28 protein-coding genes and 1 riboswitch are annotated in these 25,147 nt (G+C 36.1%); of the genes, 27 read left to right on the plus strand and 1 reads right to left on the minus strand.

The window, feature by feature from the left end; translation table 11 throughout:
- The first annotated feature begins 51 nt into the window (after positions 1 to 51).
- From G6534_RS03845 to thiT, 8 genes are all read left to right on the plus strand, one after another.
- Entirely contained in the window at positions 52 to 1,317 is a 1,266-nt protein-coding gene (locus tag G6534_RS03845; RefSeq protein ID WP_059074153.1) for a bifunctional folylpolyglutamate synthase/dihydrofolate synthase, read from the plus strand.
- Between the two features lie 9 nt (positions 1,318 to 1,326).
- Complete coding sequence (radC, locus tag G6534_RS03850; RefSeq protein ID WP_059074154.1) at positions 1,327 to 1,965, plus strand: RadC family protein; 639 nt, start codon at positions 1,327 to 1,329, stop codon at positions 1,963 to 1,965.
- Between the two features lie 93 nt (positions 1,966 to 2,058).
- On the plus strand, positions 2,059 to 3,060 hold the full coding sequence (locus tag G6534_RS03855; protein WP_059074155.1) for a rod shape-determining protein: 1,002 nt from the start codon (positions 2,059 to 2,061) through the stop codon (positions 3,058 to 3,060).
- Positions 3,061 to 3,105: 45 nt separating this feature from the next.
- On the plus strand, positions 3,106 to 3,966 hold the full coding sequence (mreC, locus tag G6534_RS03860; protein ID WP_182083156.1) for a rod shape-determining protein MreC: 861 nt from the start codon (positions 3,106 to 3,108) through the stop codon (positions 3,964 to 3,966).
- Positions 3,966 to 4,508: a rod shape-determining protein MreD gene (gene mreD / locus G6534_RS03865; protein WP_059074156.1), complete on the plus strand. Its 543-nt coding sequence runs from the start codon at positions 3,966 to 3,968 to the stop codon at positions 4,506 to 4,508. Before mreC ends, mreD begins: the two co-directional genes overlap by 1 nt.
- On the plus strand, positions 4,505 to 5,143 hold the full coding sequence (locus G6534_RS03870; protein ID WP_059074157.1) for a septum site-determining protein MinC: 639 nt from the start codon (positions 4,505 to 4,507) through the stop codon (positions 5,141 to 5,143). Before mreD ends, G6534_RS03870 begins: the two co-directional genes overlap by 4 nt.
- Before the next feature lie 23 nt (positions 5,144 to 5,166).
- A complete protein-coding gene (gene minD / locus G6534_RS03875) occupies positions 5,167 to 5,964 on the plus strand; it encodes a septum site-determining protein MinD (protein WP_059074158.1) in 798 nt (265 codons plus the stop codon).
- Between the two features lie 33 nt (positions 5,965 to 5,997).
- A riboswitch (TPP riboswitch) is annotated at positions 5,998 to 6,098 on the plus strand.
- 48 nt (positions 6,099 to 6,146) lie between these two features.
- Positions 6,147 to 6,737, plus strand: coding sequence for an energy-coupled thiamine transporter ThiT (gene thiT, locus G6534_RS03880; RefSeq protein WP_059074159.1), 591 nt, complete (start codon positions 6,147 to 6,149; stop codon positions 6,735 to 6,737).
- A 60-nt stretch (positions 6,738 to 6,797) separates the two neighbouring features.
- On the opposite strand, the gene G6534_RS03885 is transcribed toward thiT, so the two are convergent.
- Positions 6,798 to 6,923, minus strand: a complete 126-nt coding sequence (locus G6534_RS03885) for a DUF4044 domain-containing protein (protein ID WP_369833169.1) — start codon at positions 6,921 to 6,923, stop codon at positions 6,798 to 6,800.
- Between the two features lie 215 nt (positions 6,924 to 7,138).
- Here G6534_RS03885 and mraZ point away from each other — a divergent pair, with 215 nt between their 5' ends.
- The 19 genes from mraZ (at position 7,139) to G6534_RS03980 (ending at position 25,139) form a co-directional block, all read left to right on the plus strand.
- On the plus strand, positions 7,139 to 7,570 hold the full coding sequence (gene mraZ / locus G6534_RS03890; protein ID WP_059074160.1) for a division/cell wall cluster transcriptional repressor MraZ: 432 nt from the start codon (positions 7,139 to 7,141) through the stop codon (positions 7,568 to 7,570).
- Positions 7,560 to 8,510: a 16S rRNA (cytosine(1402)-N(4))-methyltransferase RsmH gene (gene rsmH, locus G6534_RS03895; RefSeq protein WP_059074161.1), complete on the plus strand. Its 951-nt coding sequence runs from the start codon at positions 7,560 to 7,562 to the stop codon at positions 8,508 to 8,510. The genes mraZ and rsmH overlap by 11 nt, the downstream gene beginning before the upstream one ends.
- Before the next feature lie 15 nt (positions 8,511 to 8,525).
- Positions 8,526 to 8,891, plus strand: coding sequence for a cell division protein FtsL (gene ftsL, locus G6534_RS03900; RefSeq protein ID WP_010020123.1), 366 nt, complete (start codon positions 8,526 to 8,528; stop codon positions 8,889 to 8,891).
- Positions 8,888 to 11,056 (plus strand): penicillin-binding transpeptidase domain-containing protein, encoded by a 2,169-nt coding sequence (locus tag G6534_RS03905; protein WP_182083157.1) that lies wholly within the window; start codon positions 8,888 to 8,890, stop codon positions 11,054 to 11,056. Before ftsL ends, G6534_RS03905 begins: the two co-directional genes overlap by 4 nt.
- Before the next feature lie 14 nt (positions 11,057 to 11,070).
- On the plus strand, positions 11,071 to 12,036 hold the full coding sequence (gene mraY, locus G6534_RS03910; RefSeq protein ID WP_059074162.1) for a phospho-N-acetylmuramoyl-pentapeptide-transferase: 966 nt from the start codon (positions 11,071 to 11,073) through the stop codon (positions 12,034 to 12,036).
- 16 nt (positions 12,037 to 12,052) lie between these two features.
- Positions 12,053 to 13,429, plus strand: coding sequence for a UDP-N-acetylmuramoyl-L-alanine--D-glutamate ligase (gene murD / locus G6534_RS03915; protein WP_059074163.1), 1,377 nt, complete (start codon positions 12,053 to 12,055; stop codon positions 13,427 to 13,429).
- 1 nt (position 13,430) lies between these two features.
- Positions 13,431 to 14,531: an undecaprenyldiphospho-muramoylpentapeptide beta-N-acetylglucosaminyltransferase gene (gene murG, locus G6534_RS03920; protein ID WP_059074198.1), complete on the plus strand. Its 1,101-nt coding sequence runs from the start codon at positions 13,431 to 13,433 to the stop codon at positions 14,529 to 14,531.
- Between the two features lie 18 nt (positions 14,532 to 14,549).
- On the plus strand, positions 14,550 to 15,248 hold the full coding sequence (locus G6534_RS03925; RefSeq protein WP_161936646.1) for a cell division protein FtsQ/DivIB: 699 nt from the start codon (positions 14,550 to 14,552) through the stop codon (positions 15,246 to 15,248).
- A gap of 75 nt (positions 15,249 to 15,323) precedes the next feature.
- On the plus strand, positions 15,324 to 16,649 hold the full coding sequence (gene ftsA, locus G6534_RS03930; RefSeq protein WP_182083158.1) for a cell division protein FtsA: 1,326 nt from the start codon (positions 15,324 to 15,326) through the stop codon (positions 16,647 to 16,649).
- Positions 16,650 to 16,688: 39 nt separating this feature from the next.
- A complete protein-coding gene (gene ftsZ, locus G6534_RS03935) occupies positions 16,689 to 17,924 on the plus strand; it encodes a cell division protein FtsZ (RefSeq protein ID WP_059074166.1) in 1,236 nt (411 codons plus the stop codon).
- A 14-nt stretch (positions 17,925 to 17,938) separates the two neighbouring features.
- Positions 17,939 to 18,349 (plus strand): cell division protein SepF, encoded by a 411-nt coding sequence (locus G6534_RS03940; protein ID WP_059074167.1) that lies wholly within the window; start codon positions 17,939 to 17,941, stop codon positions 18,347 to 18,349.
- 14 nt (positions 18,350 to 18,363) lie between these two features.
- Complete coding sequence (locus tag G6534_RS03945) at positions 18,364 to 18,630, plus strand: YggT family protein (protein ID WP_057812027.1); 267 nt, start codon at positions 18,364 to 18,366, stop codon at positions 18,628 to 18,630.
- Between the two features lie 2 nt (positions 18,631 to 18,632).
- On the plus strand, positions 18,633 to 19,427 hold the full coding sequence (locus G6534_RS03950) for a YlmH family RNA-binding protein (RefSeq protein WP_059074168.1): 795 nt from the start codon (positions 18,633 to 18,635) through the stop codon (positions 19,425 to 19,427).
- A 12-nt stretch (positions 19,428 to 19,439) separates the two neighbouring features.
- The gene (locus tag G6534_RS03955) at positions 19,440 to 20,192 is read left to right on the plus strand and encodes a DivIVA domain-containing protein (protein ID WP_059074169.1); all 753 of its coding nucleotides are present in this window, start codon (positions 19,440 to 19,442) and stop codon (positions 20,190 to 20,192) included.
- A gap of 181 nt (positions 20,193 to 20,373) precedes the next feature.
- Positions 20,374 to 23,151: an isoleucine--tRNA ligase gene (gene ileS, locus G6534_RS03960; RefSeq protein ID WP_182083159.1), complete on the plus strand. Its 2,778-nt coding sequence runs from the start codon at positions 20,374 to 20,376 to the stop codon at positions 23,149 to 23,151.
- Positions 23,152 to 23,163: 12 nt separating this feature from the next.
- Complete coding sequence (locus G6534_RS03965) at positions 23,164 to 23,379, plus strand: cold-shock protein (RefSeq protein ID WP_059074171.1); 216 nt, start codon at positions 23,164 to 23,166, stop codon at positions 23,377 to 23,379.
- A gap of 201 nt (positions 23,380 to 23,580) precedes the next feature.
- Positions 23,581 to 24,150, plus strand: coding sequence for an NUDIX hydrolase (locus G6534_RS03970; RefSeq protein WP_059074172.1), 570 nt, complete (start codon positions 23,581 to 23,583; stop codon positions 24,148 to 24,150).
- The gene (locus G6534_RS03975) at positions 24,151 to 24,438 is read left to right on the plus strand and encodes a hypothetical protein (protein WP_059074173.1); all 288 of its coding nucleotides are present in this window, start codon (positions 24,151 to 24,153) and stop codon (positions 24,436 to 24,438) included.
- Positions 24,439 to 24,449: 11 nt separating this feature from the next.
- Entirely contained in the window at positions 24,450 to 25,139 is a 690-nt protein-coding gene (locus tag G6534_RS03980; RefSeq protein ID WP_119318915.1) for a 5'-methylthioadenosine/adenosylhomocysteine nucleosidase, read from the plus strand.
- Positions 25,140 to 25,147 lie beyond the last annotated feature (8 nt).

A 25,147-nucleotide genomic window follows, 5' to 3' on the forward strand; every position in this document is an offset into this window, starting at 1 on the left:
GGGTTGGCAAAGGTCCAGCCCTTTTTATTTAAGAAAAATTGGAGAAAGATATTGTTAGAAACTTACGAAGAGACATTGAAATTTATTCATAGTTTACCCAAATTCAAACGAACCAATGATTTGGACAATATTAAAGAAGCTTTGAATCGGTTAGGTAATCCTCAAGATAGTTATGAAACAATTCATATCACGGGAACTAACGGCAAGGGAACGACAACTAACTTTTTAGCAAACTTATTGGAAGCTAGTGGCAAGCGGGTAGGAATGTTTACATCGCCCTTTATTAAAGAATTCAATGAACGTATTCAAATTAATCATCAATATATTTCTAATGACGAATTAGTTAAAGAAGTTAACTATATTAAGAAAAAAGTTAGCGGAATTCCTTTAGCAGAATTTGAATTTGTAACGATTTTGGGTTATTTTTATTTCCGTGGTCGTGTCGACGTAGCTGTAATTGAAGCAGGAATTGGTGCCAGACATGATAAAACTAATGTTATAACGCCAGTTCTTTCAATTATTACTTCAATCGACTTGGATCATGAAAAGTTAATTGGACCAACCTTACAAGATATTGCCAAAGAAAAGGCTGGTATCATTAAACCTAATCGTCCCATCATAACCGGGCGGTTGAATGAATCAGTCCAGGGAATTATTCAAACTGAGGCTGAGAAATTGAATAGTCCTTTATTTAGTTATGAACGTGATTTTTCAATAAAAAAGTATAAAAATAATGATTTTTCTTTATCGTTTATATATTATGATGATAAGCTATCAATAGAAGACTTAACTTGTTTAGGGTTTGAGAAAACTACGGCAATTAATGCTTCGATTGCGATACGAGCTTTTCTGGAATATCAAAAACAGCATGGTCTAAAATTAGACTTAGGTTTGATTAGAAACAATCTTGATAAATATCAGTTGCCTGGTCGAAGTCAGATAGTTCAAAAGAAACCGTTGATTTTATTGGATGGAGCTCATAATATTTCAGCAATTTACAATTTAATCAATTCTTTGTCATTAAATTATGAAAATAAGGATATAATTGTTTTATATGCAGGGATGAAGGATAAAGATCGTCATGACATTTTGGACGAATTAGTACCAAAATCTAAGCATATTTATATTACAAAGCTTGATATGGCACGTTCTGCTACCAAAGAGGACTATAACTTATCACAATATTCTAATGTTTCTTTCATTGAAAATTATCGTGACGAGTTACAGAAAATTGTTTCTCGATTGACTGATGACCAATTGTTGTTAGTTACAGGATCATTTTATTTGGTTTCAGATTTAGAGAATTATTTTTCGTAATTTTCAATTATGATGATAAATTTAAGAGAAAGAATTTTAAGTTATGGCGTTGCTACATTAAAAGATGAGGAATTATTAGCGGTAATTTTGGGAAGAGGAACTAAAGAATATCCTGTTGCCAAACTTGCTAAAAAAATAGTTTCTGAATCGGATAGTTTAAACTTGAGTTTAGAACAATTAATGTCTTTTAATGGAGTAGGAGTCGCGCAAGCTTGTAAAATACTTGCGGCAATAGAATTAGGATCAAGAAAAAATCAAGCAGACACTCTATCAGATAAAACTGTTTCAATTGATGATATGGGTCAGCATTTAATTAAGAAAATTGGAAATGCTCCACAAGAAAAGCTAATAGCAATATATTTAAATAATAGTTATCACGTGATCTCAGAGAAAATTATTTTTATTGGTACAGTTGATTCAGCGACGGTTCATCCACGTGATATTTTGCGAGAAGCGATTGGGATGTCGGCGACGCAAATTTTGATTGCCCACAACCATCCAAATGGCTCGTTGATGTTTTCGCAAAATGATCAGGAGTTCAGTTTAAGGTTACAAAAATGTTGCCATTTAATAGGAATAAACTTAATAGACCATTTAATTATTACGAAAAAGACATATTCTAGTCTAAAGTCTTTAAATTTAATTTAGGATATGATTTCGTCGTACTTTCATTCGGCGTTTTCTATGATATAATTTTGATTAGCGTAAAATGTGGTGTGTACTTTAAAGGAGAGAAATAAATTGTTTGGTATTGGATCAAAGAAGCTCGGTATAGACTTGGGAACTGCAAATACTCTAGTTTATGCTGAAGGAAAAGGTATAGTTTTAAATGAACCTTCAGTTGTTGCAAAAAATAACAACACTGGAGAAATCGTTGCCGTCGGTTCAGACGCACGTGAAATGATTGGTCGTACACCGGGTAGTATTTCTGCAATTCGTCCAATGCGTGACGGTGTAATTGCCGATTATGACACAACAGCAGCTATGATGAAGTACTTCATCGAAAAGACTGCTAACAATTCAAAGCCATCAGTTATGGTTTGTGTTCCAAGTGGTGTTACAGAGGTTGAAAAGCGTGCTGTTATTGAAGCAACTCAACATGCAGGTGCTCGTGAAGCTTATGTGATTGAAGAACCATTTGCAGCTGCTATCGGTGCAGGTCTTCCTGTTATGGATCCAACTGGTAACATGGTTGTCGATATTGGTGGTGGTACTACTGATGTTGCTACTATTTCATTAGGTGGTATCGTTTCATCACGTTCAATCCGTGTTGCTGGTGACAAGTTTGATGAATCAATTTCTGCATATATTAAATCAAACTTCAATCTTCAAATTGGTGAAAGAACTGCTGAAGACGTTAAAATTCAAGTTGGTTCAGCTTCAATCGAGAAGTCAAAGGAACTTGAAACAATGCAAATTCGTGGTCGTGATTTGGTAACTGGTCTACCTAAGACAGTTTCATTGACTGGTGAAGATATAGCTACAGCTATTCACGAAAATGTCGAAGAAATCATTGAAACAATTAAAGAAACTCTTGAGGAAACATCTCCTGAGATTGCCGCCGATGTTATCGATCATGGTATTGTACTTACTGGTGGTGGTGCTTTATTACATCATTTACCTGAAGTGATATCTGAAGCAACTGGAGTTCCCGTATTCATTGCTCAAGACCCACTAGATTGTGTGGCCATCGGTACTGGAGAATCACTAAAAAATATCGATGTAATGCGTCGCCAAAAATAAGCGGGTTAATCCCGTTTTTTTTATTTGATCTACTAGGAGGAAGCAATGCAAAAGTTCTTTTCAAATAAAAAATTGATTATCTTAATGATACTTATTATCGTAACTTTTGGACTTTTAGCGGTGACGGTCAATATTCGTGATAAAAAGAGTACGCCACCGGTAGTTCAACAAATCGGTAATGATGTTGTCAGTGTAGTTGGTGGGGTTTTTGCTTATCCAACTAATGCTGTGAAAAATGCTACCTCAGAGTTTTCTGATTTGTACAATACTTATACTGAGAACAAGCGTTTAAAGTCTCGTATCGGTGAATTAGCTCAAAATCAGGCTAAGCTAGAAGTAGTTCAAGAAGAAAATAAAAAACTCAAACAAGAATTAAAACTTAATAGCACTTTGACAGATTATTCCACTGTCAATGCTTCTGTTTTGTCACGCTCACCAAGTAGTTGGCAAAGTTATTTAACAATCAACCGTGGTCAAACGAGTGGTATTAAGAAAAATATGCCAGTTATGTCTGGTAAAGGTTTGATTGGTAGAATTATTGAAGTTGATAAAGTTAGTTCAAAGGTTGAATTGATTTCAACCGACAATGAATTAAATGACAAATTTGCGGCAGAAATTTTAGGCAACAATAAAAATATTACTGGTGTTGTCAGTCGTTATGATAGCGATACTGGTGATTTAGTCATGGAAAACGTCACTTCAACAAAGAATATTAAAAAAGGTCAAAGCGTTATCACTTCTGGTTTAGGTGGTTTGACACCTCGAGGGTTATACATTGGTAAAGTTTATGGAATTAAGAAAGATAATTACGGTATGACTAACTCGGTATACATTACTCCAGCTGCTGAATTGCGCAATTTCACAGTTGTTACAGTAATCAAATCATCAGTTAGCGGTGAAAAGTAATGAATATTAAAACTCGTAAAGTAGTTGGACAAGTAATTTTTCTATTATTAGCATTTTACTTAGATGGTTTGTTGAAATGGGCCTTTTTGAACAATATAAACCATGGTGGATTTAACGTTTTGCCACAGTTGATGCTAATGTTAATAGTTATGTTGACAATGAGAATCGATGATCGTAGACATTTAATAATTTTAGGAATTGTCTTTGGACTTTTGTATGATTCCTATTATTACGGAATAATTGGATTGTATACGGTTCTTCTACCTCTTTTGATGGTTGGAATTGATCATTTTAAATTCTTATTATTGAAGAACAATATGGGGTATGATCTTTCGATTTATTTCTTGTCGTTGACGTTTTTGCAGTCAGGGATTTATTTGTTGGAACGTTTGTTGCAACAAACCAGTACTGATGTATTGGATTTCATCACGTATACATTGGGTCCGACATTGTTGTGGAATGTAGTAGTATTCTTTATTCTTTACATTCCATTGGCAAATTTATCGAGTTGGATGGTGAAATATCGGAGGGATAGTAAATGAGTGACATCATTTTAAAAGGTGATAAAAATGGTTTTTCGGTCATTATTGACGATAAAGCCAATTATGGCGCTGCTTTGAAGGAAATGAAGGATTTAATTATCCAACAGAATGCCAAGTCAACTAATGAAAATGATGATGTTATTTATTTTACTGTTAAGACAGGACATCGTTTGTTAACAGAAGATCAAAAAAACGATATCCGTGGTTTCTTTGATGAATATCCACAACTAACTTTGAAAGATATTGAAGCAGACGTTGAGGATAATTTAAAGGTTGCCGATATTTTAAAAGCTAATCGAACTAATGTTGAATCAGGAATCGTTCGCAGCGGTCAAAAGATTGATTATGAGGGCGATTTGATTTTCTTAGGAACATTGCACCGAGATGCTCAAGTGAGAGCCAGCGGTTCAATTTATATCCTTGGTGATGTAGATGGCATCGTTCAGGCAGGATACCCTGATAATACGGATGCAATGATATTTGGCAATTTAAACGGTGTTGATCAATTAAGGATTGCTGATGTGATTGAAATCGTAACTGATGATAACAAAAAAGATTTTCAAGCTGGAAAGTATGCTTTCATTGATGATTTGCATTCTATCAGTATTGATGATCTGAAGAATTATAAGCGTTAGTTTAAAAAAAGGACAGGTTAACTATGGGGATATCAATCGTTGTAACTTCTGGAAAAGGTGGAGTTGGAAAGACTACTACCACTGCAAATGTTAGTACTGTCTTGGCAAGCCTTGGAAAAAAGGTCTGCATGGTTGATCTAGACATTGGTCTAAGAAACCTGGATGCGGTCATGGGGCTAACCAATCGAATTGTTTATGACATTGTTGATGTGGCACAGCATCGAGTGGTAGTATCGCAAGCTTTAGTTAGAGATCCACGTTTCGAAGATAATTTGTATTTATTGGCAGCTTCACAGTTTGCTGATAAATACGTTTTAGACAAAGAATCTGTTGGTAGTATCATTAATGAATTGAAGCAACGCTTTGATTTTGTAATGATCGATTGTCCAGCCGGAATTGAGTATGGTTTTCAAAATGCTGTTTCCATTGCTGATGGGGCTTTGGTGGTTACAAATCCAGAGGTTGCCTCTGTAAGTGATGCTGATCGTGTCGTTGGTATTTTGGAAAATATGAATATGCCAATTACGCCACATTTGATTATTAATCGTATTAGAAAAAATATGATCAATGACGGTACGTCAATGCGAATTGATGATATCGTCAACCATTTAGGGATTCCTCTGTTAGGAATCGTTATTGATGAAGATAAAGTTATTTCAGCTTCTAATTCAGGTAGAACAGTAGTTTTTGACGATCAAAGCGACGCGGGGCATAGTTATCAAAATATTGCCCGTCGAATGCTTGGCGAAAACATTCCCCTTGATTTATCGACTCATACAAAAAAAGTTGGTTTTTGGGGCAGAGTGTTTGGAAGAAAATAAGGACTATGGTACAATTTTTCTGTAAATTGAATAAGTCAACACAGGGGGAGCCATTCGGCTGAGAGTGAACTAAGTTCAGACCCTTTAAACCTGTTATGTTAATGCATGCGTAGGGATAGTGTTGTTCAAGCAGAAGCTCGAACTCTCTTGTGATGACGAAAATCAGAAGGGAGTTCTTTTTTATGATCAATAATGTTAGTAAAGGTAGGGGCAATGATTTAGTTGTCATTACTGAAGGGGCGTTGATCACCGCTTTGGCGATGGTTTTATCGTTTATTCCGCATTCAACTGGTGTTTCAGCTGTGGAATTTTCTTATGGACTAATTCCAATGTCAATTTTTGCATTACGTCGAGGATTGAAGCCTGGTTTAATGGCTGGATTAGTTTGGGGAATTTTGGATTTAGTTATTCGTGGTTTTAGTAACGGAGGTTTTTTGAATCCTCTACAAGGTTTTGTGGAATACCCAGTTGCTTTTGGTGTGGTTGGTTTGATTGGACTTGGGAGCGTACAAGTAAAACGTTCAATTGAACAAGGAAATAATGCCTTAGGATTAATCATCTTTTATTCGGCTATCGGATTTTTCGCTAAATACTTCTTCCACTTCATTGCGGGTGGTATTTACTGGGGTTCATATGCTCCAAAGGGAATGAATCCTTGGATTTATTCATTAGTTATCAATGGTGGTAGCTTTATTGCTAATATGATTATGTTATTGATTTTGGCAGTTTTGTTGAATAAAATCTTTAAACGTTTGATTATGGTTAAAAATTAAGACAAAAATAAAATCCTCGTGGAAATGTATTTTTACATTTCCACGAGGATTTTTTTTATTTTAAATGAAACTCATCACTGCACCTAAAACTACACCGCCGATAGTTACTAAGATCATTAGCCAAACGACTACTTGTGTAATTTTAGTCAAAGTGCTTTTAGGTTTTTTATCGTCCAATAATTCCACCACCAAATTAAATATATAGTGAAATACTACTTCACAAACTCATTTTATGCAACATTTGCAACCGTTACCAATATAATTTGAAAAATTACCCCACCGCTAGAACCATACAAATAGTAATGGCTTTCACTTTTCTTGTGAAATTATTAATATCATGTGGTTAAAAGTGGGGAATTGTGGTAAATTAGGAAGTGTTAAAGAATTGAGGTGAACTGTCCGTGTTCATGGGTGAATTTCATCACACACTAGATACTAAAGGTCGGGTTATTATCCCGGCAAAGTTTAGGAAGCTACTTGGTGATAAGTTTGTAATTACTCGAGGTATGGATGGTTGCCTTTTTGGGTATCCAATTGAGCAATGGGAAAAACTCGAAGCTCAATTGGATAAGTTGCCTTTAACAAAAAAAGACGCAAGAGCATTTACGCGATTCTTTTACTCTGCTGCGGCAGAAGTTGAATTTGACAAACAAGGTCGGATCAATCTTTCGAACCCACTAGTCAAGTTTGCTAAATTACAAAAAGATTGTGTAATTGTCGGAGTTTCAGATCGAATTGAAATTTGGGATGCGGAGCGTTGGAACGAATTTAGCCAAGAGGCTGAAGATAATTTTGAGGAAATATCGGAGAAAATGACAGACTTTGACTTCTAATGTATATAAACATAAAACAGTACTTTTAAAAGAAACTATTGATGAAATAAATCCACACGATAATGGTATTTACGTTGACGCAACCTTTGGTCGTGGAGGACACACTAAAGAATTATTGAGTCGCGTACACAATAGTCATCTTTATGTTTTTGATCGTGATGAGGCTGCCATTGAGGTCGGTGAAAATATTCAAAATGATCCAAACATTATTGGTGATAATTCACTAACTTTAATACGCGATAATTTTGAAAATATGCAAGAACGTTTGAACGAACTTGGAATAGAGAAGGTTGACGGCATTGTTTATGATTTGGGAGTTTCATCTCCTCAATTTGATGATGCCCAAAGAGGCTTTAGCTATAAAAAAGAAGCCCGTTTAGATATGCGGATGGATCAGAGACAAGATCTTGATGCCGAAAAAATCGTTAATGACTGGACATTTAATGAATTAGTAAGTATTTTCTATAAATATAGTGATGAAAAATTTGCTAAACAAATTGCTCGCGCCATTGAACGTACTAGAGATGATCATCGTATTACTTCTACCTTGGAATTAGCAGACATTATTAAAAATGCTATTCCTGCAGCAGCTAGAAGAACTGGTGGTCATCCTGCTAAACGTGTTTTTCAAGCGATTAGAATTGCTGTTAATGATGAATTGGGTTCTTTAGAGAGATCTCTCGAACAAGCCATAGATTTGTTAGCGTCAAAAGGCAGAATAAGCGTTATAACTTTTCAATCCAAAGAAGACCGAATTGTAAAACATATTTTTAAAAACAATTCCCATGTTGATTTACCAAGGGGACTTCCTGTCATTCCTGATGATATCAAGCCAGTCTTGAAACAGATCACTAGGAAACCAATCTTGCCTAATGAAGAAGAATTGTCTGAAAACAATCGGGCTCATAGTGCGAAATTACGTGTCGTTGAAAAGATATAATGGAGAAATAATAATATGAGAGAAGAAAGTACTGCCAGAAACTTACAAGAATATCAAGTTGAACAACAACCACAAGAGCAGGTTCAGTCTGCTCCAAAAACTTCTAGTGTTGCTTTGTCAAAGTTTGAGATCCTTTCAATCGTGACATTAGCTTTATTGACCTTGGGCTTAATGGTTACTTTGGTCAGCATTAAAGTTTCGATGACTTCTTCTCAAAATAAATTAGATAGTCTGACTACACAGATTACAAAAACAAATACCAGTAACGTTAATTTAAGACAAGAGATTTCTGAATTAACTAGTTTTGATCGCTTTTCTTCGTTTGCAAAAAAGCATAATTTGAAAATGAGTGACAACAATGTAAGGAATATTTCAAAATGAGTAAGTTCAGAAAATTATTTAAAAATAAGGCAAGACGCAATCATTATATTGTTGGGATAGTAATTTTGATTGCGACTGCCTTTTCTTTTATCCTTTTTATCCAAAGATTCGCCTATATCTCAATGAGTAAGCAATATGACGGCGTTAATTTGGAGCAAAAGACGAAACAAAAGTACGAACGAGTGACAAAAGTCAATGCCAAACGTGGTGATATCCTCGACGTTAATGGGGATATGATTGCTGGAGATTCAACTATTTATAATATTTATGCAATTGTGGATCATAAGTCGAAAACGGCTAGTGGCAAAGCTGACTATGTAGTTGATAAAGATAAAACGGCTCAGGTATTGAGTAAATATTTGTCTTTATCAAAGAAGCAAATCAAAAAATATTTGACTCCTGCAAGCAAGAAACAGTATCAAGTCGAGTTTGGTCCATCAGGTCGTGGTTTATCGATTGAAATAAAACGTAAGATCACTTCCAAGAATTTACCGGGGATTCATTTTATTGAATTGCCTTCAAGATCTTATCCTAATGGAGTCTTTGCAACGAACTTAGTTGGTATTACAAAGGCTGATGATGCCAATGATGAAAACAGCAATATCAGTGGTGTGATGGGAATTGAAAAGTACTTTAATAAAGTTTTATCAGGTAAAAATGGTAAACAGATCACTAAAGTTGATAAAAACGGTAATGAGTTACCTGGATCGCAAATGGTGGAGAAGAAATCCTCTGATGGTTCCAATGTTTACTTAACTTTGAATAGTAAAATTCAACAATACGCTGAAATTTTAGCGCAAACAGTTGAAGAGAAATATGAACCAAAGAATTTACAAATCTTAGTAATGAATGCTAAAACTGGTGCAATTGAAGCGGCCACACAACGCCCAACCTTTAATCCAACAACTGGTAAGGGACTCAGCAATAGTTGGCGTGACACATTAGTTGAAGATCAGTTTGAACCGGGTTCAGTCATGAAAATTTTGACTTTATCAGCTTCAATCGATTCTGGAAACTATAATCCTGATCAACTTTATCAATCAGGTACAGTAGAAGTTGGTGGTCGAACAATCGGCGATTGGAATACTGCTGGCTGGGGTTATATTCCTCTTTCTGAGGCCTTTACGAGATCATCTAACGTTGGTATGGTCAAATTGGAACAAGAGATGGGCTCACAAACTTGGATGAATTACATGAAGAAGTTCCATATTGGTCAAAAGACTGGTGTGGATCTACCTGGAGAGGTTTCGGGTAGTATTTCTTATGAACACACAAGTGATCAAGCAATGACTTCGTTTGGTCAAAGTGTCAATGTTAATACTATGCAAATGTTGCAGGCTTTTTCGGCTATTGCTAACGGCGGAAAAATGATCAAGCCACAAATTATCAAAAAAATCGTTGATGCCGATACAGGTAAGACGACTAAGAAATTTAAGCGTGAAGTAGTCGGCCAGCCAATCAAAGCAAGTACAGCTAAAAAAGTTCAAAAAGCTATGCGTCAAGTTGTAACGAAGAGTTATGGTACCGGGATAGTTTATAATGTACCTGGAGTTAAGGTTGGTGTAAAAACCGGAACTGCTCAAATTGCCTCTCCAAACGGTGGTTATTTGACAGGTTCAAATAATTATATTTTCTCTGTTGCTGGGATGATTCCATATAATGATCCTAATTACATTGTTTATGTCACGATGAAACAGCCACAAAAAATGACTGAATCTGCTGAAAAGATTTTATCTGAGGTCTTCAATCCATTAGTTAAACGTTTAGTTAGCCAAGGAAAATCACAGACTGATTCTGTTGAAGCAGGTAGTCAGTACGTGAATGTACCTAGTCTTTTGGACAAATCAACGAACTCAGCGTTGAGTAAGATCAAGAACTTAGGCTTACAATCAGGAGTGATTGGTACGGGTGATAAAGTCGTGCAACAATTACCTGATAGTGGTCAAAAAGTAATGCCAGGACAAAGAATGGTCTTGTTAACTAATGGGGCAATGACGATGCCAGATCTGACAGGTTGGTCGAAAAACGATGTTCTGAAGTTTGCTGAAATAACTGGTAAAAAAGTTACGACAAAAGGCGATGGATATGTCGTTAAACAGTCAGTTGAGGCTGGTCATGTGATAAATGACAGTGGTAAAATTATAATCACATTGAAAAATAAATAATTAAGGGGATTTTCATGGAAATTAGTCATATTATTTTCGATATAGTTAGCTCGTTTGCTATCGTTGCAATTTTGATGCCATTTTTAATTGGTTATCTAATTAGACATAAGGAAGGACAATCGATTCGTGAAGAAGGCCCAAAGTGGCATGCTAAAAAGTCTGGCACACCTACTATGGGTGGTTTGCTAGTAATTTTAGCTACTTTGATCACAAATATTTGGGTCGGACTTTGGCAAGGTCAATTGGATCGCTCATTATTGATTACGACTTTTGTCATCGTGTTATACGGATGCATTGGTTTCATTGATGATTTCATTAAAGTTTTCAAGAAGAGAAATCTAGGCTTACGTGCTTGGCAAAAAGCATTGTTACAAGTAATCGTTGGAATTATTTTCTTGTACGTTTATAACGATGATCAATTACCAATGAACTTTACTATTCCTGGAATCTTGTCGATTGATTCAGTAGTGATTTTCGTATTGTTCACAATCTTTTGGTTGGTTGGTTTTTCAAATGCTACTAACTTGACTGATGGCTTGGATGGTTTGTTAGGTGGATTAGGAACAATTTCTTACTTTACTTACGGAATCATTTCTTTGAATCAAAACAAACCTGATTTAGCTATCGTGTGTTTCTCAGTGGTTGGTGCTTTATTAGCATTCTTACTGTACAACCACAAACCAGCCAAGATTTTTATGGGTGATGTTGGTTCATTGGCTCTTGGTGCTGGATTAGCAGCTATTTCAATTTTATTAGGTCGTTACTGGTCACTATTGTTGATCGGTTTGGTTTATGTAATTGAAACAGCCAGTGTTATGTTACAAGTCTTTTCATTCAAAGTATTCCACCGTCGTATTTTCAAGATGACACCAATTCATCACCATTTTGAAATGATGGGCTGGAGTGAATGGAAGATTGATATTGTCTTTTGGATTTTCGGGGCAATCTGTTCTGCAATTTATTTAATTTTATTCGTATAGGGAAGTAGTTTAAGCAATGAAAAAGAGTAATTATTCAAATAAAAAAATCTTAGTATTAGGCTTAGCCAAGAGTGGTTACGCCGTAGCCAAATTATTAAAAAAAATGGGTTCTGATGTTACCGTTGTCGATTCTAATCCCCTTGAAGGTAACACTGAAGCTCAAGCTTTGATCGATGAAGGATTCAAAGTTATCACTGGAACTAATAGTGCTGACTTAATTGATGATTCATTTGATTATTTAGTTAAGAATCCGGGAATTTTCTATTCCAATGAGTTGATTCAAAAAGCCGAGGAATTGATGATTCCAGTTATTACTGAGCCAGAAGTTGCCTATAGTTTTAGTGATGCCACAATGGTTGGTGTTACAGGAACTAACGGTAAAACTACAGTGACGACTTTGATTCAATTGATGCTCAAGCATTCACCAAAGTTCGAGAATTCTTATTATGCTGGAAACATTGGTATTCCTATTTCCGATGTTATTCAAAAAGCAACTGCCAAGGATGTTGTTGTAACTGAGCTTTCTAGTTTTCAATTGCAAGGAACGATTGAATTACATCCACATGTAGCAGTGTTAAATAATATTTATTCAACTCACTTAGATTTTCACAAGACTCGTGCAAACTATATCAAAGCTAAGATGCACATTACTAAGAACCAAACTAAGAATGATTACTTTGTAGTTAATTACAATACTGAAGAATGGCGTGGTTTAGCTAAACAATCACAGGCTCAAATTTTGCCATTTTCTGACAACCAAACTTTAGATCAAGGTGCTTTTGTAAAAGATGATGTCATTTATTGCAATGGCGAAGCTGTTATGAAAACTGACGAAATCAAGATTCCTGGTGAACATAACGTTCAAAACGCCTTGGCAGCAATCAGTGTTGCTAAACTGTACGACGTAAGTAACGCCGATATTATTGAAGTCTTATCTTCATTCAAGGGTGTCAAACATCGTATCCAGTACGTTGATACTTTTGGCGGACATAAGTTTTATAATGATTCCAAAGCTACTAATGTGGAAGCAACAATCGTAGCCTTAACAGCTTTCAAACAACCAATTACTTTGATTGCCGGTGGTTTGGATCGTGGAAACGGATTTGACGAACTTATTCCTGCTTTAAAGGGGAAAGTTAATAATTTAGTAGTTTATGGTCAAACAGCAGATAAGGTGATTGAATCAGCTCAAAAAGCCGATGTAAGTAACATTGTTAAAGTTGATAATTTGACTGAAGCAGTTCCTGAAGCGTACAAACAAAGTGATCCAGAAGATGTTATTTTGCTTTCACCAGCTGCAGCTAGTTGGGATCAATTCCACACCTTTGAAGAACGTGGTGACCAATTTATTAAAGAGGTCGAAACTTTAAAGGGAGAAATCAATGATGACTAAAATGCGCATAATTGTTTCCGGTGGTGGTACCGGTGGACATATTTACCCCGCAATGGCCTTAATTAAGCGTTTAAAGGAACGTGACATGGTTGAGGATGTTTTATACGTTGGGACAGAAAAAGGCCTAGAAAGCAAGATTGTCAAGAATGCTGGCATTGCATTTAAAACAATTGAAATTCAAGGCTTTAGACGTAAACTGAGTTTGGAAAATTTGAAGACAGTACAATTGTTCTTATCAAGTATTCATAAATCTCGTAAGATTATCAAAGAATTTAAGCCAGATATCGTCATCGGAACTGGTGGCTATGTTTCAAGTGCTATCGTATATGCAGCTCACACAATGCACATACCGACCGTAATTCATGAACAAAACACAATTGCTGGCGTTACAAACAAGTTCTTAGCTAACTTCGTTGATAAGATTGCAATTGCGTTTACTGAAGCAGCAGATCAATTTAATGAAAAAAGAAAGATCGTTTTCACTGGTAACCCTAGAGCCCAAGAAGTAGTTAACATTCAGAAGAATGACCGTTTAAAAGAGTTTGGCTTAGAACCAGACAAAGATACGGTTATGATTTTTGGAGGTTCCAGAGGTGCCAAGCCAATCAATCAGGCTGTAATTGAAACGATGCCTAAATTTGTTGAAAGTGATTATCAAGTATTATTCGTAACGGGTCGAGTACATTATGATGGTGTTATTAAATTGATTGATGACAAGTACCTTAAGAGTGCAAATGTTTCGGTATTGCCATATATTGATAATATGCCTGAGATTTTACCTGATATTAAGTTGATTGTTGGTCGTAGTGGTGCTACTAGTATCGCTGAGATAACGGCACTTGGAATTCCAGCGATTTTCATTCCAAGTCCTTATGTAACGCATGACCACCAAACAAAAAATGCACTTTCAGTTGCTAAAGTCGACGCTGCAGTTATGATTGCTGAGAAAGATTTGAACTCTGATAGTTTGTTTAAAGAAATTAATCAAATTATGGGTGATGCTAAGTTGCAACAAGAAATGTCAATCAATTCTAAGAAGATTGGTGTCCCTGATGCGACTGATCGCTTGATCAAAGTTCTGGTCGACTTAGTAAATAAGTAAGATTTGAGGATTAAGGTGTTGAAAAAGATAAAAATCAAAGTAAGTAAAAATAGTTTAATCATCGTACTAGTTTTCTTCATAGTTTTGATTGCTTATTTTGGTTCGCCGTTGAGTAAAGTTAGGAATATCAATGTTAAAGGTGTCAATGATTTGGGAGCACAACAAGTTATCGATGCTACTAAAATTGATGATCATTCCACTTTGTTCAATGTTTTGTTGCACCATGGTTCGATATCAAAAGAAACAGAGAAAAAATTACCATCGATTGAATCTATTTCATTTCGTACTCGTAATTTGCGCGATTTGACAATTACTGTGAAGGAACGTCCAACACTTGGATTTATTGCCAAAGATGGTGGTTATTATCGGATTATTAGTAATGGTCAGATAATAGATCAAAAACTCAATTCACCGATTGGAAGTTATCCAATTTATAGTAATTTTAGTCATAAGAGATTGAAACAAATTTCCAATATTTATGCTAAGTTGGCTAAAAATATTCAAACCAACATTTCTGAGATTCGTAACGCTCCAACGAAGCTGAATCCATATCGCATTAAGATTGACATGAATGATGGCAATAAGGTGATAGCTGATATGAGGACTGTTCAGTCGAAGTTGAAGTATTATCCAGGAATGGCTGCGCAGATGAAGAAAAAAGGCGTTATAGATTTAGAAATCGGTGCCTATTCTTATCCCTTTAAAGACAAGAAATAGGTTTAATATAATCATATTTGTGTTAAAATTTTTTAGTGAATAGATTTTTCTAGGTAAGGGAGGCTGCTACGATTAATGGACAATTCTGAATTCTTTGTAGGTCTAGATATTGGTACTAATTCAATAAAAGTGGTCGTTGCTGAATCGTCTGATGATAGATTGAGTGTCGTGGGCGTTGGCAGTGAACGTTCTGAGGGAGTCAGTCGTGGCGTTATAGTCGATATAGACAAAGCGGCAGGTGCTATCAAAAAAGCCATTAAGAAGGCCGAAACACAAGCAAATATAACTATTCGTAACGTTGTAGTCGGTATATCGGCAAATATGTTACAGATTGAGAAATGCCAAGGGATGATAGCGGTTGGTTCTCAATCAAAAGAAATTAATGAAAATGATGTCAGACAAGTAATGCTGGCTGCTATGGTCCAAAACTTACCTAGTGAAAGAGAAGTAGTTTCTCTAATACCTAAACAATTTTCCGTTGATGGATTCACTAATATTCGTGATCCACGAGGAATGATTGGTGTTCGTTTGGAAATGACGGGAATCATTTACACGGCACCAAAAACAATCGTACATAATACTAAAAAGGCCATTCAAAAGGCCGGTCTAAATATTATTCATAAAGTAATCTCTCCAATGGCATTGAGTCAGGTGGTATTAAATGACGGTGAAAGTGATTTTGGAGCCGTTATTATCGACATGGGAGCTGGGCAAACAACAGCTTCAGTCGTGCACGATCATAACTTAAAATTGTCGACTGTAGATTTTGAAGGCGGAGATTATGTAACGCATGATATTTCTGTCGTTTTAAATACAACGGTTGAGAATGCCAACCAATTAAAGCTTTACTACGGTAATGCATCAGCTGATAAGTCGGAAACTGAGGAAAATATTAACGTAGAAGTGGTTGGAAAGAGTGAGCCAACCATGATTTCAGAGGAATATTTAGCCGAAATCATTGAAGCTAGATTGAACCAAATCTTTACGAGATTGCAAGCACCACTAGAAGAGGCTGGAGCGTTATCACTTCCGGGTGGTATCGTACTTACTGGTGGTGTAGCTGCAACTCCTAACATTGAAGATCTTGCTCGAAAGATTTTTGATGTTAAAGTAAGAAGCTACGTACCTACCCAAATGGGTATGCGGTATCCTTCTTATTCTTTAGGATTAGGATTAGTTACTTATGCTTCAAGATTGAATGACATTGGAGTAATTGCTGACAATGTTGTCAATGGTGCTACTGTTTCAAATAGTAGACCTCAACCGACTGTTCCAGAACCACAACCAGAACAACCAGTTGATACAACTCAAGAGGACCAACCAACTGAAGAAGAGACGCCAGAATCAAAAGAGAAAAAGACGTCGAAATTCAAGGACTTTTGGAGTAGATTTTTTGATTAATAAAAACTAAATTAAATGATTTGTAGGAGGAACTCCTTAATGGAATATACTTTAGACTCAAGCCAAAACAAGGGAGCGGTAATTAAAGTTATCGGTGTCGGTGGTGCCGGCGGAAATGCTGTTAATCGAATGGTTGAAGCAGATATCAAAGGCGTCCAATTCATCGCTGCTAATACTGATGTTCAAGCTCTAGAAAATTCAAATGCTGAAACTAAAATTCAATTAGGACCTAAATTGACTAGAGGTTTAGGTGCTGGTTCAAATCCTGAGGTTGGACAAAAAGCTGCTCAGGAAAGTGAAGAGGCCATTAAAGAAGCTCTTGAAGGCGCAGATATGATTTTTGTCACTGCCGGAATGGGTGGTGGAACTGGTACTGGTGCCGCTCCTATCGTTGCTAACATTGCTAAAGAAAGTGGTGCTTTGACAGTTGGCGTTGTTACACGTCCATTTGCCTTTGAAGGTGCTAAGCGTTCACGTTTTGCAGCCGATGGAATTACTGAACTAAAGAAAGATGTTGATACATTAGTTTTAATTTCTAACAGTAAACTATTGGAAATTGTCGATAAGAAGACTCCAATGAATGAAGCTTTCAGTGTTGCTGATGACGTTTTGCGTCAAGGTGTTCAAAGCATTTCTGATTTGATCACATCACCTGGTTTCGTTAACTTGGACTTTGCCGATGTTAAGACAGTTATGTCTGATCAAGGTTCTGCTTTGATGGGTATCGGTACAGCTAACGGCGAAAACAGAATTACTGAAGCTACTAAGAAGGCTATTTCTTCACCATTACTTGAAGTTTCAATCGATGGTGCTAAACAAGTTCTTCTTAATATTACTGGTGGACCAGACTTGTCACTATTTGAAGCTCAAGATGCAGCGCAAATTGTTTCCGAACAAGCTACATCAGATGTTAATATAATCTTTGGTACTTCAATCGATGATACTTTAGGTGATCAAGTTAAGGTAACGGTTATTGCTACTGGTGTTGAAAGTGGCGATAAGAAGAAGGAACCAACTAGACGCCCATTGCACAATCCAAGAGCTACATTGGACAATAATAAGAAGCCTGAGGAGCAAGCACAACCCAAACCTCAAGCTAAACCATCTAATGATCCTTTAGCAGACTGGGATATTAATCGTGATGCTTCAAAGAACAATAACGTTTCTAGCGAAAAGGGAGACTTTGAAATTTTCCAAAAACCAGAAACAATTGATTTAAGCGATGACGATGATGATTCAACTCCTCCAATTTTTAAACGTCGTAACAAAAAATAAAAGGAGACTTTCCTATGGCATTTGAAAAATTAGGCAGTTTTTTTGGTATTAATGATGAAGATGACTTCGACGAAAAGAAGCCAGAAGCAGCAGAACCAAAGCAAGAAAACTACGCAAATAACGAAAAGGTAGTATCTATGAGTACAGCTAGTGAAGCTCGAACTAAGGCCAACAGTAAAATTGCTATTTACCAACCTAGGGTTTACTCAGATGCGAAAGTTATCGCTAAACAACTTTTGAATAATAAAGCGGTGATCGTTAATTTTACCAATGTCAATGATCAACAATCAAAGCGGATCGTGGACTTTTTGACTGGGGCTATTTATGCCATCAATGGTGAAATCAAGCGTGTTGGCGATAAGATTTTTCTTTGCACACCACCTAAGTTTGAAATCGACGGAAGCATACCAGATATAAACGAATAAAGTCGAGGAATGATATGGATCGAATTGTAAGTGGACTGCCGTTCATTATTAGTCTGGCTTTCGAATTGTATGAATTTATAATTTTTTTGTATTGTATAATGTCTTTTATACCTTCACTATATAATTCAGCTTTTGGAAGTTTGATAGTTAGAGCAGTAGATCCATTCTTGAACTTAATTAGAAGGTTTATTCCTACTAGTATAGGTTTTCTAGATTTTTCTCCAATAGTTGCACTGATATTAATTCGATTATTGCAGAAAGCGATATTTTTAATAATTTAACTATGGATGATAAAAATACAATCATTGGCGGCGGCTATTTTCGTCCAGAAGAAAAGCCGTTCATTGATAAAATAAGTGATATTTTATTAAGAGCTCAAACGATGTATACGCCACAATTGACTGATTTTTTGAATCTGCGCGAACAAACAATTTTGAATAACCTGATTAACAAGTATGACGATTTATATGTTCATTACTTTGGAGGTTTTAGAAATTCTGAAAGAGTCAGGGGAATAATTGCTCCTGACTATTTTGTACCGCAAGATTCTGATTTCGAGATTGCTATGTATGAAATACGTTATCCAGAAAAATTTGCTAATTTACATCACGGTCAAATATTAGGCTCATTAACAGGATCAGGCGTAGAACGTGACCGTTTTGGAGATATAATTACCGATGGTGAAAATTGGCAATTTTTTGTATTTAATTCGATGAGCGATTACATTGAGGAACAAGTGAAAAAGATTGGTCCTTACAAGATTCATTTGATTAAAAAAGATTTTTCTGAGGTTCTTTTGCCAAAAGATGAGTCAATTGATGAAACGATCCTTGTACAGTCATTGCGATTGGATTCAATTATTGCAACGGCCTATGACTTGTCTCGACAAAATGCTAAGGCCTTAGTAGATCATGGTAAGGTCCAAATTAATTGGGTCGTCAATAAGAATGCGTCTGCGTTTATTGCCATTACTGATACTCTTAGTGTTAGGGGCTTTGGTCGTATTCGAATCAATGATATTATGGGTCGATCAAAGAACAGCAAGTATATCCTACTTGTTAATATCTTTAAGAAATAGGGGCGTGAAGTTATGGTATTGTCACCAGTAGAAATACAGGATAAAGAATTTGATAGTAAATTTCGAGGTTATGACCGCGACCAAGTTGATAGTTTCTTGAAACAAGCAGCTCAAGACTATAATTTAGCTCTCCAAAAAAATGCTCAATTAGAAAAAGAGCTCAAAGAGACTTCAGAACAGTTGAAATACTTTACTGATATGAAGGATGCTTTGAATCAGTCTATCTTGGTGGCTCAAGAGGCTGCTGAGAAGGTTAAAAATGAATCTGAACAAGAAGCCCAGATTATTGTTGAAGAGTCTCAGAAGAAGGCTCGGGACTTATTGAATCAATCAACTGAAAAATCCAATCAAATTTTACAGGATGCTTCTGATCGAGCACGTCAGGTAACGATTGAAACTGATAATCTTAAAAAGAGTGTCAATTCGTTCCGTCAAGGCTTGCAAGGTATGTTGAAACAACAATTGGATATGGTTGACAGTCCAGAATGGTCGAAACTCAATGACAGTACTTCTACTGACAAATTAAAACAAGAGGTTGGCGATCATTCAGACGCTGATACGAGTGCTAATTATCAAAATAATCAACAAAAATCTTCACAAGATTATGAAAATAATCAAGAATCAGTTTTCAATTCAGATCAAATGAACTATAATGACAATTATCAGGATGACCAACCAGACGAAACATATACGATTAATCATCAACAGAATGAACCAACGTTCAATTTCTCGGATGATAAATCGGGTGATGATCCTAAAAAATAACTTGAGAGAACAAGTGCCTTTTGGATATTTTTTCAGCGAGCTAGTGTATGGTGTGAGACTAGTAAAAATTAATTTAGGTATATCAACTCTTAAACAATTTATGTAATTTACCAATAGGTGGTATAGCGAGAACTCGTCCTAAATTGGATGGGTTCTTTTTATTTTCAGAAGGGGTGAAAAGATGCGAGTAAAAGATACTCTAAACTTAGGTAAAACTAAGTTTCCAATGCGTGGTAACCTTCCAAACAAAGAAGCGGAATGGGAAAAAGCTTGGGAAGAAAACAAAATTTATGAAAAGCGTCAAAAATTAAACGAAGGTAAACCAACTTTCGAACTATTGGATGGTCCTCCATTTGCTAATGGTGACATTCACATGGGACATGCTTTGAACAAAATTTCAAAGGATATCATTGTGCGTTACAAGTCAATGGACGGTTTCCGTTCACCTTACGTTCCTGGTTGGGATACTCATGGTCTTCCAATCGAACAACAACTTGCTAAAAAAGGTGTTAAACGTAAGGAAATGACAATGAGCGAATATCGTAAATTGTGTTACGAATTCGCTGAAGGTGAAATCAAGAAACAAATGGCTGGTTTCAAACGCTTAGGTGTTTCAGCTGATTGGGATCACCCATATATCACATATCAAAAAGAATTTGAAGAAGCTGAAGTTAAAGTCTTTGGTGAAATGGTCGACAAAGGTTACATCTACCGTGGTAAGAAGCCAGTTTATTGGTCACCATCTTCAGAATCAACTCTAGCCGAAGCTGAAGTTGAATATAAAGATATCAAGTCACCTTCAATTTTCGTAGCTTTCAAAGTACGTGATGGTAAAGGTGTCGTTGATGATGATGCATCATTTATTATTTGGACAACTACTCCTTGGACAATTCCATCAAACAAGGCTATCTGTGTGAACCCTAAGTTCATCTATGCTGAAGTTAATGCTGATGGTAAGAAATACGTTGTAGCTCAAGAGAGAATCCAATACGTTCAAGAAGAATTAGGTTGGGAAAACGTTGAAATCCTTAAGACATTCAAAGGTTCAGAATTGGAATATGTTACAGCAACGCATCCATTCTACGACCAAGAATCACTTTTGATCTTAGGTAATCACGTAACACTCGATGATGGTACTGGTTTAGTTCATACAGCTCCTGGATTTGGTGCCGATGACTTTGTTGTTGGTATGAAATACAAGTTGCCAGTCTTCTCACCAATCGATGCACAAGGTAAATTTACTGACGAAGTACCTGAATATCAAGGTATCTTTTACGATGATGCTAACAAGTTGATTACAGAACGTATGAAGAAAAATGGCTCACTTTTGAAGTTGAGTTTCTTTACTCACAGTTATCCACATGATTGGCGTACTAAGAAACCAGTTATTTTCCGTGCTACTCCACAATGGTTTGCTTCAATCGACAAGTTCAGACAACAAATTCTTGATGCTATCGATAAAATCGACTTCAAGCCAGCTTGGGGTAAAACTCGTCTCTACAACATGATTCGTGATCGTGGTGACTGGGTAATTTCAAGACAACGTGCTTGGGGTGTTCCATTACCAATTTTCTACGCTGAAAATGGTGACCCTATCATGACTAAGGAAACTGTCGATCACGTAGCTGAATTATTCGGTAAATATGGTTCTAACATTTGGTTTGAAAGAGATGCTAAGGATCTTCTTCCAGAAGGATATACTAATGCTGGTTCACCAAATGGTAAGTTTACTAAGGAAACAGATATCTTGGATGTTTGGTTCGACTCTGGAACAGTTCATGCTGGGGTAGCTAAGACTCGTGATAATCTAACTTTCCCAGCTGACTTGATTCTTGAAGGATCTGACCAATATCGTGGTTGGTTCAACTCAATGCTTGTAACATCAGTTGCTGCATTCGGTGAGGCCGGCTATAAGTCAATCCTTTCACAAGGTTTCACTTTGGATAAGAATGGCGTTAAGATGAGTAAATCACTCGGTAACGTTATTGCCCCTAGTGATATCGAAAGACAATTTGGTGCTGAAATTATCCGTCTATGGGTTGCTTCGGTTGACTCAAGTTCTGATGTTTCAGTTTCAGTTGACTCATTCAAGCAAGTTTCTGAAACTTATCGTAAGATTAGAAATACTATCAGATTCATGTTGGCTAATACAACTGACTTTGATCCTAAGACTAATGCTGTTAAATATGATGATCTTCGTCCAGAAGACAAGTACATCAAGGTTAAATTGAACAACTTAGTTAAAGAAGTTCTAAGTGACTATGACAAGTATGACTTTGCTGACGTGGCTAAGAATGTAGTCAGCTTCATAGTTAATGAAATGTCTACTTTCTACTTAGACTTTGCTAAGGACGTTGTTTATATCGATGCTGAGGATGCACATTCACGTCGTTCAATGCAAACAGTTATTTACGAAACAGTTGTTAAATTGGCTAAGTTATTGACACCAATCCTTCCACATACAATGGAACAAGTTTGGGAATATCTTAAAGAACCAGAAGAATTCGTTCAATTAGCTGAAATGCCAGCTGTTGAAGAAATTCCTGATGAAGCAGAAATTCAAAAGGATTGGCAAGTCTTCATGGACTTTAGAGATAACGTCTTGAAATCTCTTGAAGTTGCTCGTGCCAATAAGTTAATTGGTAAATCACTTGAAGCTAAAGTTACTGTACATCCAAGTGACGAACTAAAAGCTGTTCTCGATAAAATCGATAGCAACTTTGGTCAATTATTGATCGTTTCTCAATTTGAATTAGTTGATGCAACACCAGAAAATGCTGACAAGTATGAATTAGCTGACGTCTTAGTTCAAAAGGCTGAAGGCGAAGTTTGTCAAAGATGTCGTATGATTAAAACTGATGTTGGTAGTGACAGTAATTATCCAACATTCTGTGCTAGATGTGCTAAAATTGTTGCTGAAGAATATCCAGAAACAAAAGCTGAAGGCTTTGATGATTAGGAATGGTGAATAATGTTCACAGGAAAAATTGTAAGATTTAATAATAACCGTGGTTTTGGCTTTATAAATAATGGTGAGGAAGATATCTTTTTCTTTGCGGACTCAGTTCTCAATCGTGATGACTATTTCATCAAGGACGGACTAGAAGTTAGCTTTGAAATTGCGCCAGGTTATAAAGGTCCACAAGCGGTAAATGTTAATATCAAAGATGAAGAAAGCGCTGATTAGTGCTTTCTTTTTCTTTGGCATAGGTTGTAGTCAGTTTAATTTCTGGTAAAATATCTGCAAAAGGTAAACATTGTTCCAGCCAAATTTGCTTTGCCATGGAGAACCATACACTAACTGAAATTCAGAAAGAATCATTTTAGTCTATTAATTGGTTTGTTATGATATTAGTAAGTTCATTAATCAAGTCAGGAAGGTTTTGCAATGAAAAAAGAAGATTCAAGATATTATGAAGAAGTAGTAGCCAAAAAACAAATGTTTGGTGGCAAGATTTTTGATGTGAATGTAGAACAAGTGGTTTTGCCTAATGGTATTCCAGATATTCGTGAAGTTGTGGAACATCGCGGAGCTGTCGCAATCATTCCATTCACTGACGACGATAAGATGATTTTTGTTAGACAATGGCGTACACCTATGGGACAAGAAACTTTAGAAATCCCAGCAGGAAAAATTGATGCCGATGAAGGCAGTGACTTAAAAGAAGTTGCCTTGCGTGAGATGGATGAAGAATTAGGTTTGACGACTGATAATCTAGAACAAATTACTTCATTCTTTTCTAGTCCTGGTTACTCAAACGAAAAATTAACTGTCTTTGCAGCTAGAGATCTCAAAAAGGTAGAATTTAAACGTCCACTTGACCCAGATGAATTTTTGAATGTAGAGAGTTTAACTTTAGATGAGGCTAAAGAACAGATTAAAACTGGTGACATTTGTGATGCCAAAACTATTTATGCCATTACTTATTGGGAATTATTAAAGGCAAAGGAAAAATAAATGTTTTCAAAAGTAAAAGATTTTATTAATTCTAAAGTTAAAAAATCCGACCACCCACAGACAGTAGTTCGTGCTGATCAAGTAGAACAACAGCAACAAAGAATCAGACAGCAGGAAAGAGAACGTGCTGAAAAAGAGTATCAACAGCAACATCCAGAGCAAACTATTCAAGAAAATTTAGAAATATTTGAGTATAAGACAAATAAATTGAAAAAGAAGTTGAATATTGCCATCATTACAGTATTCGGCCTCATCGTTCTGGTATTTTTAATATTATTTTTTATTTAAGGAGTTAAAGTATGAAAATTGGCGTAATCGTCCCTATGGAAGAAGAAATTAAATTAATGAAGGAGTCTTTAACAGATATCCAAACAGTTACAGTTGCTGGAGTTGAATTTACACTCGGCAATTATAAGAACCACGAAGTATATCTTGCTCAAAGTGGTATCGGTAAAGTTCAAGCTGGAATGACAGCTACTTTGATGAATGATCGTTATCAACCTGATTTTGTCGTTAATACTGGTTCAGCTGGTGGTATCGGTGAAGGTTTGAGTGTTGGAGATGTAGTCATTTCTAACAAATTGGCTTATCACGATGTTGATGCGACTGGTTTTGGTTACAAAGTAGGTCAACTCCCTCAAAAAGACCTTTATTTCAACGCTGACCCTGATTATGTTAAGGCTATTTCTGAAGCTGCAACAAGAACTGGTTTAACTAGTAAAGTCGGTTTGATCGTTTCCGGAGACCAATTTGTTGACGGAAAAGAAAAAATTGCTACAATTAAAAAGTCGTTCCCTGATGCTTTAGCAGCAGAAATGGAAGGCGCAGCTGTGGCTCAAGTCTGTGTTGAATTCAAAACACCATTCGTTGTTATTCGTTCAATGAGTGATGTGGGCGACGAAAATGCTAGTGTAAACTTTGACGAATTTGTTTTACAAGCCGGACGCAAATCAGTAACTATGTTATTGAACTTTTTAGACCAAGAATAGAGGGGATT

It is taken from the genome of Companilactobacillus pabuli, assembly GCF_014058425.1.
GTDB lineage: Bacteria > Bacillota > Bacilli > Lactobacillales > Lactobacillaceae > Companilactobacillus > Companilactobacillus pabuli.

Coding starts and splice junctions, on each gene's coding strand:
- G6534_RS03975 (WP_059074173.1), top strand. CDS start 24,151: ATGTTTTCAAAAGTAAAAGATTTTATTAATTCTAAAGTTAAAAAATCC.
- ileS (WP_182083159.1), top strand. CDS start 20,374: ATGCGAGTAAAAGATACTCTAAACTTAGGTAAAACTAAGTTTCCAATG.
- thiT (WP_059074159.1), top strand. CDS start 6,147: ATGATCAATAATGTTAGTAAAGGTAGGGGCAATGATTTAGTTGTCATT.
- mraY (WP_059074162.1), top strand. CDS start 11,071: ATGGAAATTAGTCATATTATTTTCGATATAGTTAGCTCGTTTGCTATC.
- minD (WP_059074158.1), top strand. CDS start 5,167: ATGGGGATATCAATCGTTGTAACTTCTGGAAAAGGTGGAGTTGGAAAG.
- G6534_RS03955 (WP_059074169.1), top strand. CDS start 19,440: ATGGTATTGTCACCAGTAGAAATACAGGATAAAGAATTTGATAGTAAA.
- ftsZ (WP_059074166.1), top strand. CDS start 16,689: ATGGAATATACTTTAGACTCAAGCCAAAACAAGGGAGCGGTAATTAAA.
- G6534_RS03965 (WP_059074171.1), top strand. CDS start 23,164: ATGTTCACAGGAAAAATTGTAAGATTTAATAATAACCGTGGTTTTGGC.
- murD (WP_059074163.1), top strand. CDS start 12,053: ATGAAAAAGAGTAATTATTCAAATAAAAAAATCTTAGTATTAGGCTTA.
- murG (WP_059074198.1), top strand. CDS start 13,431: ATGCGCATAATTGTTTCCGGTGGTGGTACCGGTGGACATATTTACCCC.
- G6534_RS03980 (WP_119318915.1), top strand. CDS start 24,450: ATGAAAATTGGCGTAATCGTCCCTATGGAAGAAGAAATTAAATTAATG.
- ftsA (WP_182083158.1), top strand. CDS start 15,324: ATGGACAATTCTGAATTCTTTGTAGGTCTAGATATTGGTACTAATTCA.
- ftsL (WP_010020123.1), top strand. CDS start 8,526: ATGAGAGAAGAAAGTACTGCCAGAAACTTACAAGAATATCAAGTTGAA.
- mreC (WP_182083156.1), top strand. CDS start 3,106: ATGCAAAAGTTCTTTTCAAATAAAAAATTGATTATCTTAATGATACTT.
- G6534_RS03970 (WP_059074172.1), top strand. CDS start 23,581: ATGAAAAAAGAAGATTCAAGATATTATGAAGAAGTAGTAGCCAAAAAA.
- G6534_RS03905 (WP_182083157.1), top strand. CDS start 8,888: ATGAGTAAGTTCAGAAAATTATTTAAAAATAAGGCAAGACGCAATCAT.
- G6534_RS03950 (WP_059074168.1), top strand. CDS start 18,633: ATGGATGATAAAAATACAATCATTGGCGGCGGCTATTTTCGTCCAGAA.
- G6534_RS03870 (WP_059074157.1), top strand. CDS start 4,505: ATGAGTGACATCATTTTAAAAGGTGATAAAAATGGTTTTTCGGTCATT.
- mreD (WP_059074156.1), top strand. CDS start 3,966: ATGAATATTAAAACTCGTAAAGTAGTTGGACAAGTAATTTTTCTATTA.
- G6534_RS03940 (WP_059074167.1), top strand. CDS start 17,939: ATGGCATTTGAAAAATTAGGCAGTTTTTTTGGTATTAATGATGAAGAT.
- radC (WP_059074154.1), top strand. CDS start 1,327: ATGATGATAAATTTAAGAGAAAGAATTTTAAGTTATGGCGTTGCTACA.
- G6534_RS03945 (WP_057812027.1), top strand. CDS start 18,364: ATGGATCGAATTGTAAGTGGACTGCCGTTCATTATTAGTCTGGCTTTC.